Source organism: Psychrobacillus psychrotolerans, from assembly GCF_900115805.1.
GTDB classification, from domain to species: Bacteria; Bacillota; Bacilli; order Bacillales_A; family Planococcaceae; genus Psychrobacillus; species Psychrobacillus psychrotolerans.
Genome location: NZ_FOXU01000001.1, coordinates 51,705 through 68,362, shown reverse-complemented (window position 1 = coordinate 68,362; position 16,658 = coordinate 51,705). Strand labels below are relative to the sequence as shown.

The following is a 16,658-nucleotide window of genomic DNA, read 5'->3' as shown; positions in this document are numbered from 1 at the left end:
ATTATAAGAAGAAAAATTACTGGTAATTAGGTATGTCGTACCCCATAACTTAATAAGTTTCACTTATACTCCATTTTACTTTAAAGTTGCCTTTTACATCATCGCCTGTTACAACCATTCTATAAACTCCAGCTTTTTGAACCTCCAATTTCAACACTTCCTCACTAACCTCAGTCAATCCTACTAACTTATTTTTTCCGTTTAGCATATAAAACCCATGCCCTCCATCGTTAGTTGGGTTGAAATCATAGGACAAGGTAATAGTTTGATCTGTCTTTGCTAGAATAGGTATTTCATGTTTCCCATTAAAGTGGTCAAAAGTTGCTGTATATGAAGTTTCACTTTTCACTTCAATCCATTGTTCCTTTTCCGTAAAGTCCACATCCATTAGAATGATAATAATTAATGGCACAACGATAGAAAACACATATTTAAAGGACTGGAAACGGAAAGATAATAATGTTCCAACATAAAATATTAAAGAACATAACGCTCCGATTGTACCAGCAAATAACATAAAAGAAACATCCAGCGTTATGATAAAAAAACCATAACCTGCTAGAATATATAGTAGGATTTTCACTGTTAAACTGGTGTTTGGAACTTTAAATACCCACAAGTCAATCAATAGCGAACACAAAATGCCATAACCAAAAACGATTATCCAAAGGAACCCGCTAGAAATTCCTTCTACAAATTCGTACATATCTTTTCCAAACGAAAGTAACAGATAAATAGATATAACAAACAATAAGAACCCTGCACCAGCTAATTTTGTAATTAAATAAGAAATTGCTTTAATTAAGTTTATTTTTAGCGTCATCCCAAAATACTCCTCTAAAAACACAAGTTAAAATGACCATGAGCCCTTTAAATTAACCTGCCACGTTCGTTTAAGTGTAACTTCCCAAATTAACATAAAATAGATCACGTTACCTTCCCTTAAATGCGGACTGAATTGCCCCTATTCATTTTCTATTTTGACAACGTAGCAATTACGTTAGATTCTAACTTTTTTTAGTTTTGAAAAATCTAACTATTATTAAGACTATCCCAGTTATGAAGAAAATTAAAGCATTAGCCAAAAGGACCATTGCGATAAATGCAGCTGCGAATGCTGAACCTTCGTGTGTATCAGTGGGATCAACCACTCTGGAAATTTTTAAAAATATTGCCCCTACTGTAAACCCAATAATTGGAACAAGTAAGACCATAATGATCCCAGAAATCCATAAAGACAATTTATTGTTCTTGTGTAAATGGATAGCTGTTCCATCAAAAAGTAATATCAATAACAAAAGAATTAACCAAACTAAACCATCTCCACTCAACTTACCCCACCACTCTCCATACTACTTCAATAAAAGACTAAATTTACAACCCTTTTTGCTTTATGAATCTACCGGACTTGTTCTCCTAAACCACCATCGTCTCGTATTTCAAACTTCCCAATTTTTCCTGGTTCAGCTAGAATTGCGGTACCTTTTACTTCGTGTTGGGAAACTGCTCCAGTATTATTCGTATATTCTACCTGAGCGGTAAAGTCATAAAACTTAGGAGTGTTAATGTTCTCACTTTTTGTTACTTGTATATTACTAACTTTCATCTTGTATCTAAGATTTTCGTCAAAGCCTAAATATCCATAATGATATTTAAAAGCTATAACATTCGAAATAAGGGAATCATAAGCATTATCCGTAAAGTAAGGTCCATAAGTTTTTTTCACTAAGTCCTCGTAGGCACGCCATTCGTCTGATACCCCCGACTCTTCGACTCCATTTACTTCATTTGCTTCAGGTGTGTTGCTACCTATTTCGGTCATTTTTTTATCGATATTTTTGACAATAACCAAATATTCTTCGTTCGGAACTGTAAATTCCGATTCAAGAACAGCTTGGACTGCTATTATATTTTTGTCTTCTGAGGAAACAACCGCTTCTACTTGGGGTTCAATATTTTCTTTCAGACAGCCCGCAAACAGAAAACACATGCTTATCAAGAATAAGATGCCTCCAACTTTTTTTATTTGTTTAATAGACATATAACTCCCACCACGATTCTTCCAAAGTTAAATTTATATTCTGATGTTAAATGAAATACGTTATAGAATTAGAAAAGTTCCATTTTTCTGTCTTATTATATTTAGATAATACAGAGGCTTAAAACTAGCATTGGTATCTCAACCAATGATTTGAAATATAAAAACACCTCTTATTTCAAATCTATGCCAGATTTTCAATAAAGAGGTGCTTAAGTTGTACATTTAATTAGTATTTCCCATTTTTATACTTCATTACAGATCCCATTATCAATTAATTTCCTTTTGAGTGTCGTTAAACGCTATAAAAAAACAAGAAAAAATGCTTACTCCTACTCGAAGTAAAGCACTCATCAATGAAAATGTATTATAAAAATAACTTCACATTTTGAATAAACTCATAAATAAAATATCCTGCAAAACCAATTAATAAAGTCCCTGATACTATTGTTAACCATTTTATCATGTTTCGATTTAGTGCTTTTCGAGTGATGGATATAATGCTGAGTAATCCAATATCATGTAGCAAAATTCCACTTAAAATCCCTAACGCAACAATGAAAAAGTGACTTTCATCGTTTGCATAATTTTTTGCAAGTACTACTCCAAATACATTCACCCAAAAAACTAGATTACCTGGGGATATAGCCACAAGAAGACCATTCTTGTATGAGCTAAAAAAAGATTTTGTTACTCTCTCACCCGATAAAGTGATATCTTTATCTGCGTTTTTTATTGAATCATAACCCAAGTATAACAAAAACACAGCTCCAATAAGCCACATGGGAATTTGAATGATAGGTAGCGCCAAGATAGAAGCAAGACCTGTTGATAGCAAAATGATTAGTGTAATATCAATTGTCATACCGCCTAATCCAACTGCCCATCCGTGTATAAATCCATTTTTCAACCCTTGTTTTGTCATTTCGACAGTGATTGCACCTACAGGCATTGCGATGGCAAGCCCTACCATTACATAAGCAAAATACAAGCTCAAATAACCACAACTCTCATAAGTAAATATAGCCTCTTCTGTCCGTTTATAAGAATTATTATACAGATGAATATATATTTAATTCAAGCCCTCATTCAACTAAACTGTAAGGTTAGTTTTAAAAAATTCTAAGTAAGCTATTCATATACATTAACTATACTTTGAGAAATAATGCTTACAATTTCAGATATCGATAAAGTCCCGTCAACAATAATATCGGAATTCGGTTTTATGGTATTAAGCATCTCAAGATAACCCTGTCTGCCTTGTGAAATATAGCTATTCATATCCAGTAAAATATTCTCAACTGAACTATTCTTAAAATCTCTTGTTACTCTACGTGCCATAGCAATATCCAAAGGAGTATCAATAAACACCGTAAAATCAATTAATTTACTTGTTTTAAAGTGTTTATAGGCAAACGGAAAGTCCATTATTATATAATCTAAGGGTTCGGTAAGCAATGACTCTAAATCTGTAATTAGAGGAGCCAAGTTCCAATCATCATAATTAGATCCATTGGCCACCCATTCTATAATGCTATTAGGACCTTCGAAATTGTAATCATCAAAATAAAGCGTTTTAGAGTTTTGCAAGATTTCGTTTAAATGTGTTGTTATTGTTGTTTTTCCACCACCAGAAACCGCAGTAACAGCAATGACAAGTGGATGCTTTGCTTTCTTCATAAACTCCCCCATTTTCTAAATTTTACTATTAAACTACCTTGCTGCTTTGTTTAAGAAGAAAAAATGCTTTACTCCTTTTGGAAGTAAAGCACCAGTTTGAGCAACAAGAAATCCTACTAATCTAAACATCCGCAACCCCATGTAGTCCACAACTCTCTAGTTTTGTTATCCGTTAGAATGGACTATATAATCCTTCTGAATTTAAAAATAGCTTCTGTAATGAAAAAGCAATGCTGCAGTTGTTATAATGGTGTAAGTCACAGACGTAAGGAAAACAATATTCGGAGAAAACTCAAACTTTTTCTCTTCCATTCTTATACCTGTGGAACCTTGTATACTCATATCCAAACGTCTAGTACTAAAACCATCACCTTTAGAAGTAAAAAACCAAATTACAGCGGTAGCGGCTAAACCAATAAAACATGAATAGTCAATGAATTTTGTATGCGTAAAATATGTAATACCAAAACTCAAACCTATTAAAAATAGAATAGTAATAACACTAGTTAGTAGTTTTCGGATCAAAACGACTTATCTCCTTATATAAAATTTTATATATCTAAATATTCTTTTAATATATACGATTAAATAATTACTTGGTTTCGTAAATTTTTAGACCATCTATACTCCTTCGTGAAGTTAAGCACCCATTAGTAAAGAATCATTTATATATTAACGAAAAATCTTCGCTATTTCCGTTCCATTCTACTTTTATTACTAACTCATCGTCTACACTTATAGATGGGCTATTCGATATCGGTAAATCTTTTTGATATATTCCTTCTTTACTTAGAGAAGTATTAATCTCACTAAAATCAAATACACTGTTATCTTTTGTTTTAACAGAGTAACTAAAAGCTTCTATATTCTGCATGCCATGCCCTTTATAGTTTATTTGAATATAATATGTTTCGTCACTAGCAGTCTGATTAACAGTTACTTTGGAGGACCAATTCTCATCTTCTCCAACAAACATTATGTTATTCTTATTTGATTGGCACGCAAACAATAATAAGGTTACTAAAAATATAGCTACTAAAGTTAATTTTTTGACAAAAATCATCCCCCTCAATCACTAAGTTTTTAGCACAGTTCCCCTAGTTAGTTTGTAAGAAAAAAGGCTTTACTCCTTCTTGAAGTAAAGCCTCCCTTAGGTTATACAGAAATAACAACACAATAATTGGCATATAATTGAAGTGACAATAAGTAATTATTTCTTACCTTTTCCTTCTAAAAGTATAGGTGCTATATTTAGTAAGATAGAAACAATTGTCAAAAACCATAATGCCCTTTCCATACTAGGTACTACATCCAATAAAGCTGCCCAATCTTCCACATTTACCCACTGGGATACAAGACTGTATTCTGAACAAAGTGTTAAGGCTGTAAATGATAAGCCTATCGCCATAGCGAGCTTATAATCCTTTCCTACTGTATACATATAAAGATTTATAAGAGTTGCTACTACTGCAATAGCCCCAAATATTATCCACATAGCTTTGCTTCCCCCTTTAATTCTCTTATTTTCTACGATAAGTATTCCATCTTTAACTAAACTGCTTCGTTGGTTCAATAAGAAAAAGCTCTCCAACAGACCGCCACTCGTTCAACTAATATACTTTATAGTTGAACAAATGCTTACTTCATAGAAATTCTTACTTTTCACGATTCATCACTACGCCAGTTTGTAAATTTACAAGTAAAAAGGTAGACACAACTTCATGTTCTTCTCGATACATCCACCTATACCAATAACACCTTTCTATTGTTAGGAATAATTAAAATAAAAGCTATAATTCTATCTCCCATTTTTACCGTCTACATCAATAGACGGTTAAATTTTCTATTGGTTTCAGAACATTCCATTATTACTTAGAAATATTCCTACATAGCCATGCGGTATTCACTTGCTTATTCAACTAATCTGCCACTTTGATTCAATAAGAAGTTACGTAAAATACTATATAAATAACACCGTTCTAGTTATGAACGGTGTTATTTTTTACACTATTGATTTAATTAGCTGAGAACTCTATTACTTGATACTTCTATACCTTTAAAACATTAGTACCCGCTTCCCTAACCATTTTTGGTAGCAATTAAAATAATCTTTAGCTAAATTAGCACCGTTATTTACAGTCACTTAAATTCACCTCTAACAATTGGATACCTCAGTTCCACAACATGATTGTGCAGAATTTTGTGTTACCAAACTAACACTACATACACCAGTTTCCGGTAAATCTAGTTCTACCTTTTTAGCCGATTCAAAATCTCCAGTCAAATGGGCCACAATAGATCTAACTTGTTCATAACCAGTTGCCATCAAGAATGTTGGAGCTCGACCATAACTTTTCATTCCTACTATATAGAAGTCTTTTTCGGGTTGTCTTAATATCTCTTCCCCATGAGGTCGAACAGTACCGCAACTGTGAAGGTTTGGATCAATTAATGGAGCAAGTGCTTCGACGCTTTCTGTAGCAGTATCTATGTTTAGTCTGATTTCTCTTTCAAATGAGAAGTCTGGGCGGCTACCTGTGTTTGCAATGATTTCATCAAAGGTAGAAAGTGTTTGTTCAACACCTTCTGATTCTCCAGTGATTGCGATTCCATCTTTTGTTTTATTTAATTGATGAATAAAAAATGAGGTATAGATCTTTACTTGACCAGCATCAACTAATTGGTGAATACGACTTCCCAACTCCCCTCTTGCTTCCAGAGCATCTTTATCTTCTCCACCATAAGCATCTTCTACTGTTTTCTTTCGCATAATCCACGAAATTTCTACATCATCATCTAACTGTGATAATTCTAAAATCGTGTTTATGGCTGAATGACCTCCACCAACAACAGCAACTCTTTTACCTTTATATTTTCCCTTTTGCTCTCCTTTAATATCTGGAATACCATAATATATATGTTGTTTTAATTCCTTCTCTTCTTTAGTCCAAACATTATCAGCATTTATCGGATTTGGATGTGACCAAGTTCCCGTAGCATCTATAACTGCCCTTGCTTCCATTCTTTTTGATACTCCATTTTGTTCCAGGTATAAAACAAAGGACGATTTTTCACGATTAGCAGATTTCATTTTATCTAACCCTTTTTTACTGATGAAATCAACTTTTGTATTTAGTAATAGAAAAGGTTTTATTTCAGGTAAATTTGCTAAAGGTATCAAATAATCGTTAACTAATTCACTTCCCAATGGAAGGTCATCTAAAACAGGTGCTTTCCAAGCATGATCTTCTAGAACTTTTTTAGCTATCTTATCAATATTGTATTGCCATGGCGAGAATAACCGTACATGTCCCCAGTTCAGGATATTACTCCCAACACTATCACCTGACTCGATTAATATAAAACGTTCACCGATGTTAGCTAAATGAGCAGCCGCTGCTAAACCTACAGGACCAGCACCTATAATCGCTATTGGTAATTCCTTGTTTAAAGTTGATGCTACATCTAAATAATTTTTTGTAGCAGGTCCGCAGCATCCACCAGAGGTTACTTGTTTCAGTTCAATGTTTTTCATTCTCCATACCTCCATTAAGTTTTATTTACATGTTCTCATTAATTGTATTTTGCAAGTAATATATATTTTTAAAAGCAATACTTAAATTGCTTATATTAAAGGTGTACAACAAACACTTGATTTGGACATGGCTTGATTAAGTAATTTAATAGAACGAATAACTGTTTCTTTCTCAAATTCATTCATATGCGAAAATACTTCCTCTAAGTATTCATTCATTGATACATCAATGGTTGTAGCGACAAATTTACCTTGTACTGTAAGGGATAAAAGATATACCCTTTTGTCTGCAGCAGATGGTGTTTTCTTTACTAAATCCATTTTAATAAGTGTCTGAATTTGCCGACTAAAAGTAGTTATATCCATAGCTATCGTTTCTGCAATTTGTTGCATCGATGGTGTAATTTGCTTATCTATTTCATAAAGAATGTGACTTTGTACCAGTGATATATCCACGGTTCCAACTGAACAACAATTTTTATTAAGAAGTCCAAATCTGCGAGTAAGTACTTGAAATAGTTCACGTTTGTTTTCCATGTTTTCACCTCTATATAATATATACACCGTTTACTTGCAAAGTGCAAGAATTGACTTTAAGATTTATTAAATACTCAACTGCTTCATCTTCTCTTGCATGGTTGGCTAGAACCTACCTAGCCCCAAAAAAAATGATTCCCATCATCAGTATGATCGGAACCATTTTTATTCGAATTATTTCTACTGTCTACTAGTGAATTCCGTTCCCTCAACGAAGCAGCATGATCAGAAGGAACACTCTATCTTCCCGATTTAGCTGGTAAGAAATAGTATATTTCACTCGCCGTATTCTTTTATCATGTGGCAATCACCGGATTTTGTTTTTTGATCTCTTTTATGGATAAATGTACAGTATAATTCCCATACTCGAGAATTGTATCCAGAAAAAGATTTAATTGCTCTTGTGAGTTAACTTTTATCTTTACATGATAACAGGCTTCTCCAGATACGCGGTGAGCTTCAACTACCTCATTGCGTTCATTCATTAATTGTATAAACGAATCATGGTTTGCTGTTTTCCATTAGTTAACAAGAAAAAAAACTTTACCCCTTCTTGAAGTAAAGCTCCCGTGATTTCTAGACGGATAAAAAATCATTTATACACTTTCCATTCTTTATAACACTCAGCATAATAATTAATAATAAGAATGATAGAACATCTATGCAGCTTTTATATCTCTTTAACTAAAGCACTCCGTTTTCCTAATATGTGTTGTATAATAGTGGTAAATATACACCCGGAGGTTTTTATTTGAAAAAGTTATTAGTATTTTTCGCAACAGTATTTATACTAGCTGGATGTGGTGACGTAAGTCATGAACCTACCGCTATTGAATCTACTATTGGATCAATTATCAAAGATGAATATAAAGTATATGAAGATAAAGGTATCTTCTTAGTTAAAATATACGACAAAGATATTAATGAGGGTTCAAAAAATGCTTTGTTAAAGAAAACTAAGGAAATGTTAGCAGGCTTATCGAAATTAGATCAAGTGAAAACTGTGGAAATTAAATGGTATTCACCACCCTTTACTGACCAATCCGATAAGGAACCTTTTGAAGAAATATTAGCAGTAAGGTTTGAAGCTGATACGTTTGCAAAGGTGAATTGGGGAAATTATAAGAAGTTAGATTTAGAATCAATTGCAAACAAATATAAACAGAATGATACATTAAAAGATTAATAAAAAGGCATTGGTAAAGATAAAGGTTGGTTTAAAAATGTTCATAAAAAATGAGCTGGGAATTGTCTTACAACCATAAACGAGAACCAAGATTTAAACTCTCCAACAATTACTAATTGGTGAAGTTCGACTGTTTCCCCTTCATTTAAAGTTGCAAGATTTTTACCATTATCTAGCGCCTTTGCAAAAGAAAAATCCTCGTAAACTCTCGCAATTTTCTATTCAATAATTCCCACTAAAATCCCTCGTTCAACTAACCTGCGTACTTTTGTTCAAAAAAGTGAAGTTTATTCAACTATCGCCCCGACTGTCGATTTAATCACTATCTTTTCTAAGCATCTTGTAAACACCTACAAAAACCGGCAAACCCATTAATAATGGTAAAAGAATATTAAACCATAAAGGAGGTTTGAAAGTTATAATACTATAAATAACTATAAGACCTATAATCCAAAAAGTAATGTCAGCAATTAAATTGTGCTTTTCAGATTTAAACATTGGAACCACTACTGTATATTCTTTCTCTCACAGTATCACCCTTTCCATCTCCTGAAACATTGTTCAACAAATCGCCCACTGTTGAACCCAAGTTAAACAACACTCTTCAACTAACCTGCGTTAAATCAAGAAAAAAGTGCCACCCCAGACTTGAAGTAAAACACCCATTTTGTTCAGAAATTTACATATATTAACTTATTCAACACAATCGTTAAAATTCCTCTTCAACTAAACTGCTTCTTTTCAATCACTTACTTTAGTTCAATAAGACAAAAAGCTTTACTCCTAATATCTTTAAGTGACACATTACTCGTCCTCCTTAAACAAATCTTGAATTTTTTAAGTTTGGCTCAGTGGAATGTGACTTTCGCCCAACTTTCTGTTCTCTCACAGAGTTCACTTATTTGTTTAAAAGAAAGTTCTCCAAATACTCTTAACGTAAAAACTTTCTTATAAGGCTCTTCTAAGCGAAGTAACAATTAGGAAAATGGAAAGTCTCGCCCATTAGAATGAGTAAATCTGATGAAAATATATTTCCAAAGAAGGATGATTGTTAAGGAGTATAGAATATATATAATAATACCAAAAATGGGGGGATTAATATGAAAAGTGAAGTTTGTGTTATAAGCATTTATGTGCCCAATTTAAACAAAGCAATCGACTTTTATACCAATATTTTAGGTTTTGAATTAAGCAAACAATATAACCCTAAGCTTGCGTCACTTGTTCACGGAGAGTTACCACTTATTTTAGAAGAGAACGATAATGCAACCTATACTCAAGATATATCAGGAGTTGTATTAGGATTGCGAACTGAAGATATTTATGAAAAAGTTAAATTCTTAAAAGAGAGAGAAGTGAATTTTGTTATAGACGAACCAACTAATTGTCCTCCAGGAAAATATATTAGTTTTAGAGACCCTTTCGGAAATGTTTTAGAATATCTCCAATTTGAAAATTTGTAACAAGTATGAAAGTGTTACGGTTGTCGGGGATTTTGTAAAATTAATTTCCCCGTTACTAATTTGTGCATTATAAGAGAATTCTATAGTTTGTATTAAAAATAACTCTTCTAAAAAACCTTTATATTTTTAATTGGAGGTAACTAATATACCAAGTTTAGATAGTTACAAAAAGGAGGCTATCCTAATGAGTAAAAAAGAAATCTTGCAAAATGGAGTCAACCAAGTTTTTTACGAAGAAGAATGGTACCCACCAATATCAGAAGCGTTAAAGAATCTTACCGCTGCACAAGCATGTTGGAAACCTGATGGAATGGCCACTAATACGATTTGGGAAAATGTAAACCATTTACTAATCTTTAAAGAGCGTTTACTTTCCCGCTTACTTCAAGATGACACATTTGTTGTTCCACAAAATAATGATGACACATTTGTCCAAGGTGGACTTAATGAGGAAGAGGCTTGGCAAGAAACAATGAGTCGAACGTTTCACGTCCATGATGCCTTACAATCTTCATTAACATCCCTTCAGGAAGCACAATTAGATCAACAATGTCCTTCTCTCCCAGCTAGGCGCTCATATTTATAAAAGATACTGCTAGAATTGCTTGATTTCGCACGCAACAAAACGATTGTACATCAAATAAAACCCTGATTCCTCAGTATTAAATTGAGAAATTGGGCTTTTTATTAATCCATAATACCGTCCTTTTATTCATTTCAGTCATTGCTTCCATCGTTCCTTAATAGATTATTTATGTTTTATAGTTATCAATAGTTTCGCTCGTCAGTATTATTGACTTACCAGCGACTTTCATTCAATAAGAAAAGCTGTCTTATTCCCTTTCGATAACGTTCGTTAAACAAGATGATACAACCTCTCTAAATTCTTAAGTTCCCAATCTTTTTACATAACTCTTTAGCTCTTTCAGACAAAAAAACCTTCTGATACAAGTATTTGGCAAATTTTGACCTAAGAAATTCATCACTACAGTAGAACAAAAAAGAAGATAAAAGAGAAATAATGAAGTAAAAGTTGAATATTTCGCTACCAGAAAGTAAAGCTGGAGTTACAACAAACAAAGCAGCTAAGAATAAGTGCATAATTAATGCCAAAATTACTCTAGGAAAAGACTTTAGTTTTTTTGTAACGAAATCAGAGAAAACAGATGCTGGTACTCCATAAATTAAAAGAATTGGAAATAGATAAATACCAACTATGATTGCAAGACCTGTCTGTCCTGAGAATGAAAAACTTACCATAACCAAGACACAAGCTATTACCACGGAGATAAGCTTTCGAATAATTATGTTACTCACCCCAATCAAAATAATTAACTTTTGAATATACTGATTAGTTATTTCACCAATCGTCCTCAGAATTCCTTCTTAAACTAAACTGCTTACGTTAGCCCATTAAAAAACGGCTTTACCTCTTCTTGAAGTAAAGCCTGTTCGTTTAATAAGAAATATTTGCTTCAAGTGTAAAGTTTACACTTGCCCACTCCCCTTCACTTTTAAACAACTCATATACAGCTTTACGGTCCGTAGGCGGTTCATCTATCCAATTTAGCAGGGTTCGAATAATAGATACTTTATCTGGAAAGTTCGCGATATACACTACGTTCTCCCTTTCACAAAATAATATCAGAGTATTTTGGTCATGATCAAGTCCACTTGCTCATCATCGCCCATATAAAAAGAGTGAGCACCCGTTTGCAAAAACCCTTTTTTCTTATAGAACGCAATGGCATTTTCATTTTCTTCCCATACGCCAAGCCAGATTTTCTCTTTCTTCTGTACTTTCGCGATTTCCACTGCTTTATTGAGTAGATGCTTCCCTAACCCATGTTTTTGGAATTTCTTCTTCACATAAATACGCTCGACTTCAAGTGAGTCATCACCCATTGCTTCCGATTGGGCATCACCAGTATTAGTTTTGAGGTATCCAGCGACTTCCTGATTATAATAAACAAAAAAGAATTGTGAAGACTGATTAGTTAATTCTTGTTTTAGTTGGTTCACGTTGTATGCCCTTTCCAAATAGGCATTTAGGTGTTCAGGGGAATTATGGTCCTTAAAAGTCTCAGTAAAGGTTTCCACACTGATGGCTTGGAGGTTAAGTGAATCTTCAAGAGTACATTTCTTTATCGTCATTAAACAAGGCAACTCCTTTAGTATATTAATAGTTTCTTTTGTTTCCCTTTTTAACTAATTCCCAGTCTTTTTCGATATTTTTTCTGATTCGGTGCAAAAAATCGAATGTGGTTTCTGCTTCTTTTTCAGAAAATCCTTCTAATGCAACATGGTTGGAGTATTCATTTTCTCTTTTAATGAATGGGTAGACCGTATTCCCTTTCTTCGTTGAATATAGTTTTTTGATCTTTTTATTGTTCGCGGCACCTTTTTTCTCAATAAAGCCGTTCAACTCTAGTTTTTGGATAGCACGAGTTGCCGTAGACCGGTCCACTTTAATCATCTCTACTAACTGTTCCTGGATAATTCCAGGGTTCTCACAAATCCTCACCAGGTACAAGTACTGACCTTTTGTTAGTTCAAACTCTTTGAATTCTATGTTGCTGATGGAATCCAATGCCCTAGCAATCATGCCAATTTCACGCAAAATTTCTTTCATAAATAGCTCCTCCGTAAATATCTTTGTTGTAAATGCAATAATAAAATCTACATTCATCTTAAACTAATATTGTTGCATTTGCAATAAAGATAATGATGTAGAGCTTGATTAATGTGAAGTATATTTATTATATAATAGGGATTTTAATGTTAACTCCCAATTTCATTGACGGCACATTAGAATTTTGGAACGTCGCCATTTGATGCACTTCTAGTAGACTAACTCTAAATACGGAACTTATACTAATACACCAACTAGATGCCATACATAAACAAAAGAGCAAAAGATACACTACCTTTGCTTCATGAAAAAACCACTTTCCAATAACTTATGGAAAGTGGTTTTTAGCATCTTTGTAGCTTTGAAATAAAGTGTGATTTGTAGGGAACCATTTAGGATTGAGGCTAAAAAAATCTCTTAATTTGCACATCAATAGAATAACAAGATTATCTTTTTGTGCTTGGATTTTTAACGTATCACTTATGGCATCTCACCTGAATAGAAAGAACTAACTAGTTGCTCTTGACCCTCAATTTAACGGTAGAACATCCTATAGAAAGTATATAAAGAAATACTTCGATATTAGGATTTATTGAGGAAGATACTTGGTTCTCCATTCTATATCCTATTGACTTATTTATTAATATAAAGGAACTCGCCATTTGTTATCTGCCTCATAATAGCTAGTTGCAGTAAGAAGGTGTAAAGACATTTCTTCCGGGATGTCATCTAAACCAGTAGTTTTGAAGTAGAGCGTATGGTTGTAATCTTCCATCTCTCCTGTCGTAGTTTCACTATCAAGTCTAAAATAGCTTCCAGTATTTTCTTTCAACACCCACTTACCAAATTCCATTTCATTACTTTCTTGATTCACTGCCATTTCAATTTCAAATATAACTGGATCACTTGTATTGGCACTACTTTGTAATTCAGCCTTTTTTATTGTTACTTCTTTTCCCATATATTTAAACGTTACAGGATTCTCTTTTACTTCTTTAGGATTAAACTTAACAGAAAAATTAGTGGGAATTACTTTATAAACACCATCCAATACAAATGTGAGATTGCTGTCATTTTTATCAGGTACAAATACTTCTTTCCAGGCAGCATGCCCTATTTTACCTTTTTCGTTTGCAGAACTAATGATTATTTTATCATCCATAGGTTCGTCCTGAATATAAGGAGAAAATTTCATTATGACATTGTTTTCCTTATTTTCTATATGATATTTAATAGATGTTCCATAGGATGCAAGTTCACTGGTATCCAATCCGTACTGTTCATTTAAAGCTTTAAAATCATTCTCGATTACTAATTGTTCTGATGCTTCGTATGAAGTTTCATACAGCAAACTATTCGATGTGGGTGCAAATTTTATTTCTTTTAAATTAATTGTTACGCCATTTATCGTCTGTTTTTCTTTATTAAGATTCACACTTTTTTTGATATCTTTGTTCCCTGTTATTTCCACTGGTATTTCTAAGTCCCAGTTTCCCTGTTTGCCATTTAATTCGACCAGATGAAAGTTGATTGTTACTTTCTCTAATCCAGGTTCATCAATAAATACTTGAAAAGAATTATAATCTAATCCTCCATCCAATCTGTAACCCATTGTATAATTGTACTCACCATTAAAACCAGAAACGGAGATTTGGTTACCTTCTATTGAATGATCTATATTTGGCCTTACTACAATACCTTTTTCATCTATGACTTGTAAAGACAATGCTATTCGCGATGAATCTACAATTACGTCCTCCACTTTCAATGTAAGTTGTTGATCTGACACTTCCAAATCAACCCTTTCACCTAGCCCATCAACTGATGCCATATTTAATCCTTCATCGACCTGCTTGGTACTAAACATGCCACTTATTATCTGGGCAAAAGTAGGACTTAATGTTGCAGTTAAAACTACAGCTAACATAATACTTGCAGCCAGTAGAACGATACGTTTCCAAATCATTCTTTTTCTTCGAACATCCTTCTGTTCATAAGGTTCCAGTTGTTCCAATACAAGTGATGCAAAATGATCTGGTAATGTTGGTGATTGTAAATTAATCTTTAAAAATTCCTGTTCCTCTTTAAAAAGTTGAACAATACTCGAACAAGTAACACAAGTGTTTAGATGTATATGTATTTGAGAGTGTTCTTGCTGTGTTAGTAGGTTATCCGCGTACTGGGAAAGTTTATCGGCCTTCGGACAGTTCATAAAAATATCCTCCTTCACGATTTATTGTTTCTCTCATTTTTTTCTTTGCTCGGTGAAGTTTATTTCGAACTCCTGAAAGTGGAACTTCAACCAGTTCACTTATTTCCTCATAACTTAATTCATTCACATATCGTAATAGAATAATCAGTCTTTCATCTTCAGGAAGCGTCGAGATCAATCGTTCTAACTGTCTACTTTTTTCCTTTTTCAATAAAATTATCTCTGGATGATTAGAATCTTCAACTCTTTCTTCGTTTATTTGTACTTGTTTCAATTGGTAGCTTTTCTTTCTAAACTCATCCATACAATGGTTTATAGTCACCCGATAAATCCAACTAGAAAACGATCCCTTATGATCGAACTTTCCTAGTTGGTGATATACCTTTATGAATGCCTCTTGAACTAAGTCTTGAGCAATTTGCGGATTTTTCGTCATCCGTAAAACAGTCGCATATAGCAGGTTTTTGTATTTATCAATAATGTGAGAATACGCCTGCTTATTGCCAGTTAATACCTCTTGAATCCACTTCAACTCTTCTTCCATATGAACCTCCTTCTAAAACAATTTTAGAGATGCCTTGTTTTTCCCCTCTCCTCTTATAACGAGTTATATAGTTAAATAATTTCATTTACTGCCAATTAAATTTTATTCGACATATTGAATAGCTCGAAAAATCGTACATTTTATGTGACCGATTTTATCCTGTTATAGAACGAAACTCTATTAGTTCAATAAAAAAACTTTACCTCTTCTTGAAGTAAAGCTCTCGTTAGTACTTAGAATTTTATTATGTACCTTAAAAGATTATTGTGCTGGCTTCATATAAACTACTTCACCCTCGCTATTGTAAGCAATATACTCAGCATCAAATAATTCATCACTTTTCGTTCTAAACAATGCAAATTTCTTACCTGAATCCTTAGTAAGAAGTTTAAAATTATGAATTGTATCGTCACCTTTGACAATTTGTACGCTATCAATCTCTTTATCGAATACCCTTAGTAAAACAGCATTAAATTCTTCTTCATTGCTAAAAGGAGAACTAAAAAATGAAAGATGGATTGGTTCAGTTATTCCTTCTGGGTTAAAGGAATAGTCACTTTTTTTCTCCCAAGAAAACAACGATTTTTCTAGATACACTTCCATCTCATTACCATCAACAGTTTGGGAAAAAGCAACTGATTTATTGTCATCAATTACTTCAATATGATTTATGTTTGCAACGTTCCAATGATTATTAATTTCACCTGCTATTTGTTCCTTGTCATCTCCTCGTGGCAAGAGCCAAATCATAACGAGAACAATAACAATGAAAGCCCAAATAACGGCTTGTATATTTTTTTTAAACACCCAAATATACCCCCTATACGTTTT

Annotated in this window: 21 protein-coding genes and 2 pseudogenes; 4 read left to right on the top strand and 19 right to left on the bottom strand. The window is 33.2% G+C overall.

The annotated features are described in order from the left end of the window. Positions 1-49 precede the first annotated feature (49 nt). The 11 genes and pseudogenes from BM260_RS00455 to BM260_RS18575 form a co-directional block, all read right to left on the bottom strand. Entirely contained in the window at positions 50-823 is a 774-nt protein-coding gene (locus tag BM260_RS00455; RefSeq protein ID WP_093533926.1) for a hypothetical protein, read from the bottom strand. Positions 824-1,007: 184 nt separating this feature from the next. Next, positions 1,008-1,331, bottom strand: a complete 324-nt coding sequence (locus BM260_RS00450; protein WP_093533924.1) for a hypothetical protein — start codon at positions 1,329-1,331, stop codon at positions 1,008-1,010. A gap of 68 nt (positions 1,332-1,399) precedes the next feature. Then, positions 1,400-2,041 (bottom strand): hypothetical protein, encoded by a 642-nt coding sequence (locus BM260_RS00445; protein WP_093533922.1) that lies wholly within the window; start codon positions 2,039-2,041, stop codon positions 1,400-1,402. Positions 2,042-2,405: 364 nt separating this feature from the next. Then, a complete protein-coding gene (locus tag BM260_RS00440) occupies positions 2,406-3,035 on the bottom strand; it encodes a LysE family transporter (RefSeq protein ID WP_093533920.1) in 630 nt (209 codons plus the stop codon). Positions 3,036-3,169: 134 nt separating this feature from the next. Continuing rightward, positions 3,170-3,718, bottom strand: coding sequence for a nucleoside/nucleotide kinase family protein (locus BM260_RS00435; protein WP_093533918.1), 549 nt, complete (start codon positions 3,716-3,718; stop codon positions 3,170-3,172). A gap of 201 nt (positions 3,719-3,919) precedes the next feature. Continuing rightward, a complete protein-coding gene (locus BM260_RS00430) occupies positions 3,920-4,243 on the bottom strand; it encodes a hypothetical protein (protein WP_093533916.1) in 324 nt (107 codons plus the stop codon). A 136-nt stretch (positions 4,244-4,379) separates the two neighbouring features. Further along, positions 4,380-4,781 (bottom strand): hypothetical protein, encoded by a 402-nt coding sequence (locus BM260_RS00425; protein ID WP_093533914.1) that lies wholly within the window; start codon positions 4,779-4,781, stop codon positions 4,380-4,382. A gap of 147 nt (positions 4,782-4,928) precedes the next feature. Continuing rightward, positions 4,929-5,213 carry a hypothetical protein gene (locus BM260_RS00420; RefSeq protein ID WP_093535633.1) on the bottom strand — a complete coding sequence of 95 codons (285 nt, stop codon included), beginning with the start codon at positions 5,211-5,213 and terminating at the stop codon, positions 4,929-4,931. A gap of 660 nt (positions 5,214-5,873) precedes the next feature. Continuing rightward, positions 5,874-7,253, bottom strand: coding sequence for an NAD(P)-binding domain-containing protein (locus BM260_RS00415; RefSeq protein WP_093533912.1), 1,380 nt, complete (start codon positions 7,251-7,253; stop codon positions 5,874-5,876). Between the two features lie 90 nt (positions 7,254-7,343). Then, the gene (locus BM260_RS00410) at positions 7,344-7,790 is read right to left on the bottom strand and encodes a MarR family winged helix-turn-helix transcriptional regulator (protein WP_093533910.1); all 447 of its coding nucleotides are present in this window, start codon (positions 7,788-7,790) and stop codon (positions 7,344-7,346) included. Positions 7,791-8,086: 296 nt separating this feature from the next. After that, positions 8,087-8,287, bottom strand: a pseudogene (locus tag BM260_RS18575) (Lrp/AsnC ligand binding domain-containing protein); the annotation flags it as partial. A 254-nt stretch (positions 8,288-8,541) separates the two neighbouring features. Between BM260_RS18575 and BM260_RS00400 the strand changes: the two are divergent. After that, on the top strand, positions 8,542-8,976 hold the full coding sequence (locus BM260_RS00400) for a hypothetical protein (RefSeq protein ID WP_093533908.1): 435 nt from the start codon (positions 8,542-8,544) through the stop codon (positions 8,974-8,976). A 315-nt stretch (positions 8,977-9,291) separates the two neighbouring features. On the opposite strand, the gene BM260_RS18280 is transcribed toward BM260_RS00400, so the two are convergent. Then, on the bottom strand, positions 9,292-9,474 hold the full coding sequence (locus tag BM260_RS18280; RefSeq protein WP_093533906.1) for a hypothetical protein: 183 nt from the start codon (positions 9,472-9,474) through the stop codon (positions 9,292-9,294). Between the two features lie 350 nt (positions 9,475-9,824). Then, the gene (locus BM260_RS00390; protein ID WP_093533904.1) at positions 9,825-9,953 is read right to left on the bottom strand and encodes a sigma factor-like helix-turn-helix DNA-binding protein; all 129 of its coding nucleotides are present in this window, start codon (positions 9,951-9,953) and stop codon (positions 9,825-9,827) included. A gap of 123 nt (positions 9,954-10,076) precedes the next feature. Here BM260_RS00390 and BM260_RS00385 point away from each other — a divergent pair, with 123 nt between their 5' ends. The 3 genes and pseudogenes from BM260_RS00385 to BM260_RS18275 all read left to right on the top strand — a co-directional run bounded on the left by BM260_RS00385 (position 10,077) and on the right by BM260_RS18275 (position 11,622). Next, positions 10,077-10,439 (top strand): VOC family protein, encoded by a 363-nt coding sequence (locus BM260_RS00385; protein ID WP_093533902.1) that lies wholly within the window; start codon positions 10,077-10,079, stop codon positions 10,437-10,439. A 184-nt stretch (positions 10,440-10,623) separates the two neighbouring features. After that, positions 10,624-11,022 (top strand): annotated as a pseudogene (locus tag BM260_RS00380) (DinB family protein); the annotation flags it as partial. Between the two features lie 450 nt (positions 11,023-11,472). Continuing rightward, entirely contained in the window at positions 11,473-11,622 is a 150-nt protein-coding gene (locus tag BM260_RS18275; protein WP_175496136.1) for a hypothetical protein, read from the top strand. 273 nt (positions 11,623-11,895) lie between these two features. On the opposite strand, the gene BM260_RS18270 is transcribed toward BM260_RS18275, so the two are convergent. The 6 genes from BM260_RS18270 to BM260_RS00350 form a co-directional block, all read right to left on the bottom strand. Then, positions 11,896-12,057: a hypothetical protein gene (locus BM260_RS18270; protein WP_175496135.1), complete on the bottom strand. Its 162-nt coding sequence runs from the start codon at positions 12,055-12,057 to the stop codon at positions 11,896-11,898. A 26-nt stretch (positions 12,058-12,083) separates the two neighbouring features. Next, on the bottom strand, positions 12,084-12,593 hold the full coding sequence (locus tag BM260_RS00370; protein WP_093533896.1) for a GNAT family N-acetyltransferase: 510 nt from the start codon (positions 12,591-12,593) through the stop codon (positions 12,084-12,086). 25 nt (positions 12,594-12,618) lie between these two features. Continuing rightward, complete coding sequence (locus BM260_RS00365; protein ID WP_093533894.1) at positions 12,619-13,071, bottom strand: MarR family winged helix-turn-helix transcriptional regulator; 453 nt, start codon at positions 13,069-13,071, stop codon at positions 12,619-12,621. A gap of 640 nt (positions 13,072-13,711) precedes the next feature. Further along, positions 13,712-15,283: a DUF4179 domain-containing protein gene (locus tag BM260_RS00360; protein ID WP_093533892.1), complete on the bottom strand. Its 1,572-nt coding sequence runs from the start codon at positions 15,281-15,283 to the stop codon at positions 13,712-13,714. Then, on the bottom strand, positions 15,261-15,827 hold the full coding sequence (locus BM260_RS00355; protein WP_093533890.1) for an RNA polymerase sigma factor: 567 nt from the start codon (positions 15,825-15,827) through the stop codon (positions 15,261-15,263). The genes BM260_RS00360 and BM260_RS00355 overlap by 23 nt, the downstream gene beginning before the upstream one ends. A gap of 261 nt (positions 15,828-16,088) precedes the next feature. Continuing rightward, positions 16,089-16,634 (bottom strand): hypothetical protein, encoded by a 546-nt coding sequence (locus BM260_RS00350; RefSeq protein WP_093533888.1) that lies wholly within the window; start codon positions 16,632-16,634, stop codon positions 16,089-16,091. Positions 16,635-16,658: the final 24 nt, after the last annotated feature.

What these genes read in the sequence shown, in the direction of transcription:
- BM260_RS00360 (WP_093533892.1), bottom strand. Translation starts at nt 15,283, where the DNA reads ATGAACTGTCCGAAGGCCGATAAACTTTCCCAGTACGCGGATAACCTA.
- BM260_RS00435 (WP_093533918.1), bottom strand. Translation starts at nt 3,718, where the DNA reads ATGAAGAAAGCAAAGCATCCACTTGTCATTGCTGTTACTGCGGTTTCT.
- BM260_RS00370 (WP_093533896.1), bottom strand. Translation starts at nt 12,593, where the DNA reads ATGACGATAAAGAAATGTACTCTTGAAGATTCACTTAACCTCCAAGCC.
- BM260_RS00455 (WP_093533926.1), bottom strand. Translation starts at nt 823, where the DNA reads ATGACGCTAAAAATAAACTTAATTAAAGCAATTTCTTATTTAATTACA.
- BM260_RS00420 (WP_093535633.1), bottom strand. Translation starts at nt 5,213, where the DNA reads ATGTGGATAATATTTGGGGCTATTGCAGTAGTAGCAACTCTTATAAAT.
- BM260_RS00410 (WP_093533910.1), bottom strand. Translation starts at nt 7,790, where the DNA reads ATGGAAAACAAACGTGAACTATTTCAAGTACTTACTCGCAGATTTGGA.
- BM260_RS00445 (WP_093533922.1), bottom strand. Translation starts at nt 2,041, where the DNA reads ATGTCTATTAAACAAATAAAAAAAGTTGGAGGCATCTTATTCTTGATA.
- BM260_RS00365 (WP_093533894.1), bottom strand. Translation starts at nt 13,071, where the DNA reads ATGAAAGAAATTTTGCGTGAAATTGGCATGATTGCTAGGGCATTGGAT.
- BM260_RS00385 (WP_093533902.1), top strand. Translation starts at nt 10,077, where the DNA reads ATGAAAAGTGAAGTTTGTGTTATAAGCATTTATGTGCCCAATTTAAAC.
- BM260_RS18280 (WP_093533906.1), bottom strand. Translation starts at nt 9,474, where the DNA reads ATGTTTAAATCTGAAAAGCACAATTTAATTGCTGACATTACTTTTTGG.
- BM260_RS00415 (WP_093533912.1), bottom strand. Translation starts at nt 7,253, where the DNA reads ATGAAAAACATTGAACTGAAACAAGTAACCTCTGGTGGATGCTGCGGA.
- BM260_RS00355 (WP_093533890.1), bottom strand. Translation starts at nt 15,827, where the DNA reads ATGGAAGAAGAGTTGAAGTGGATTCAAGAGGTATTAACTGGCAATAAG.
- BM260_RS00425 (WP_093533914.1), bottom strand. Translation starts at nt 4,781, where the DNA reads ATGATTTTTGTCAAAAAATTAACTTTAGTAGCTATATTTTTAGTAACC.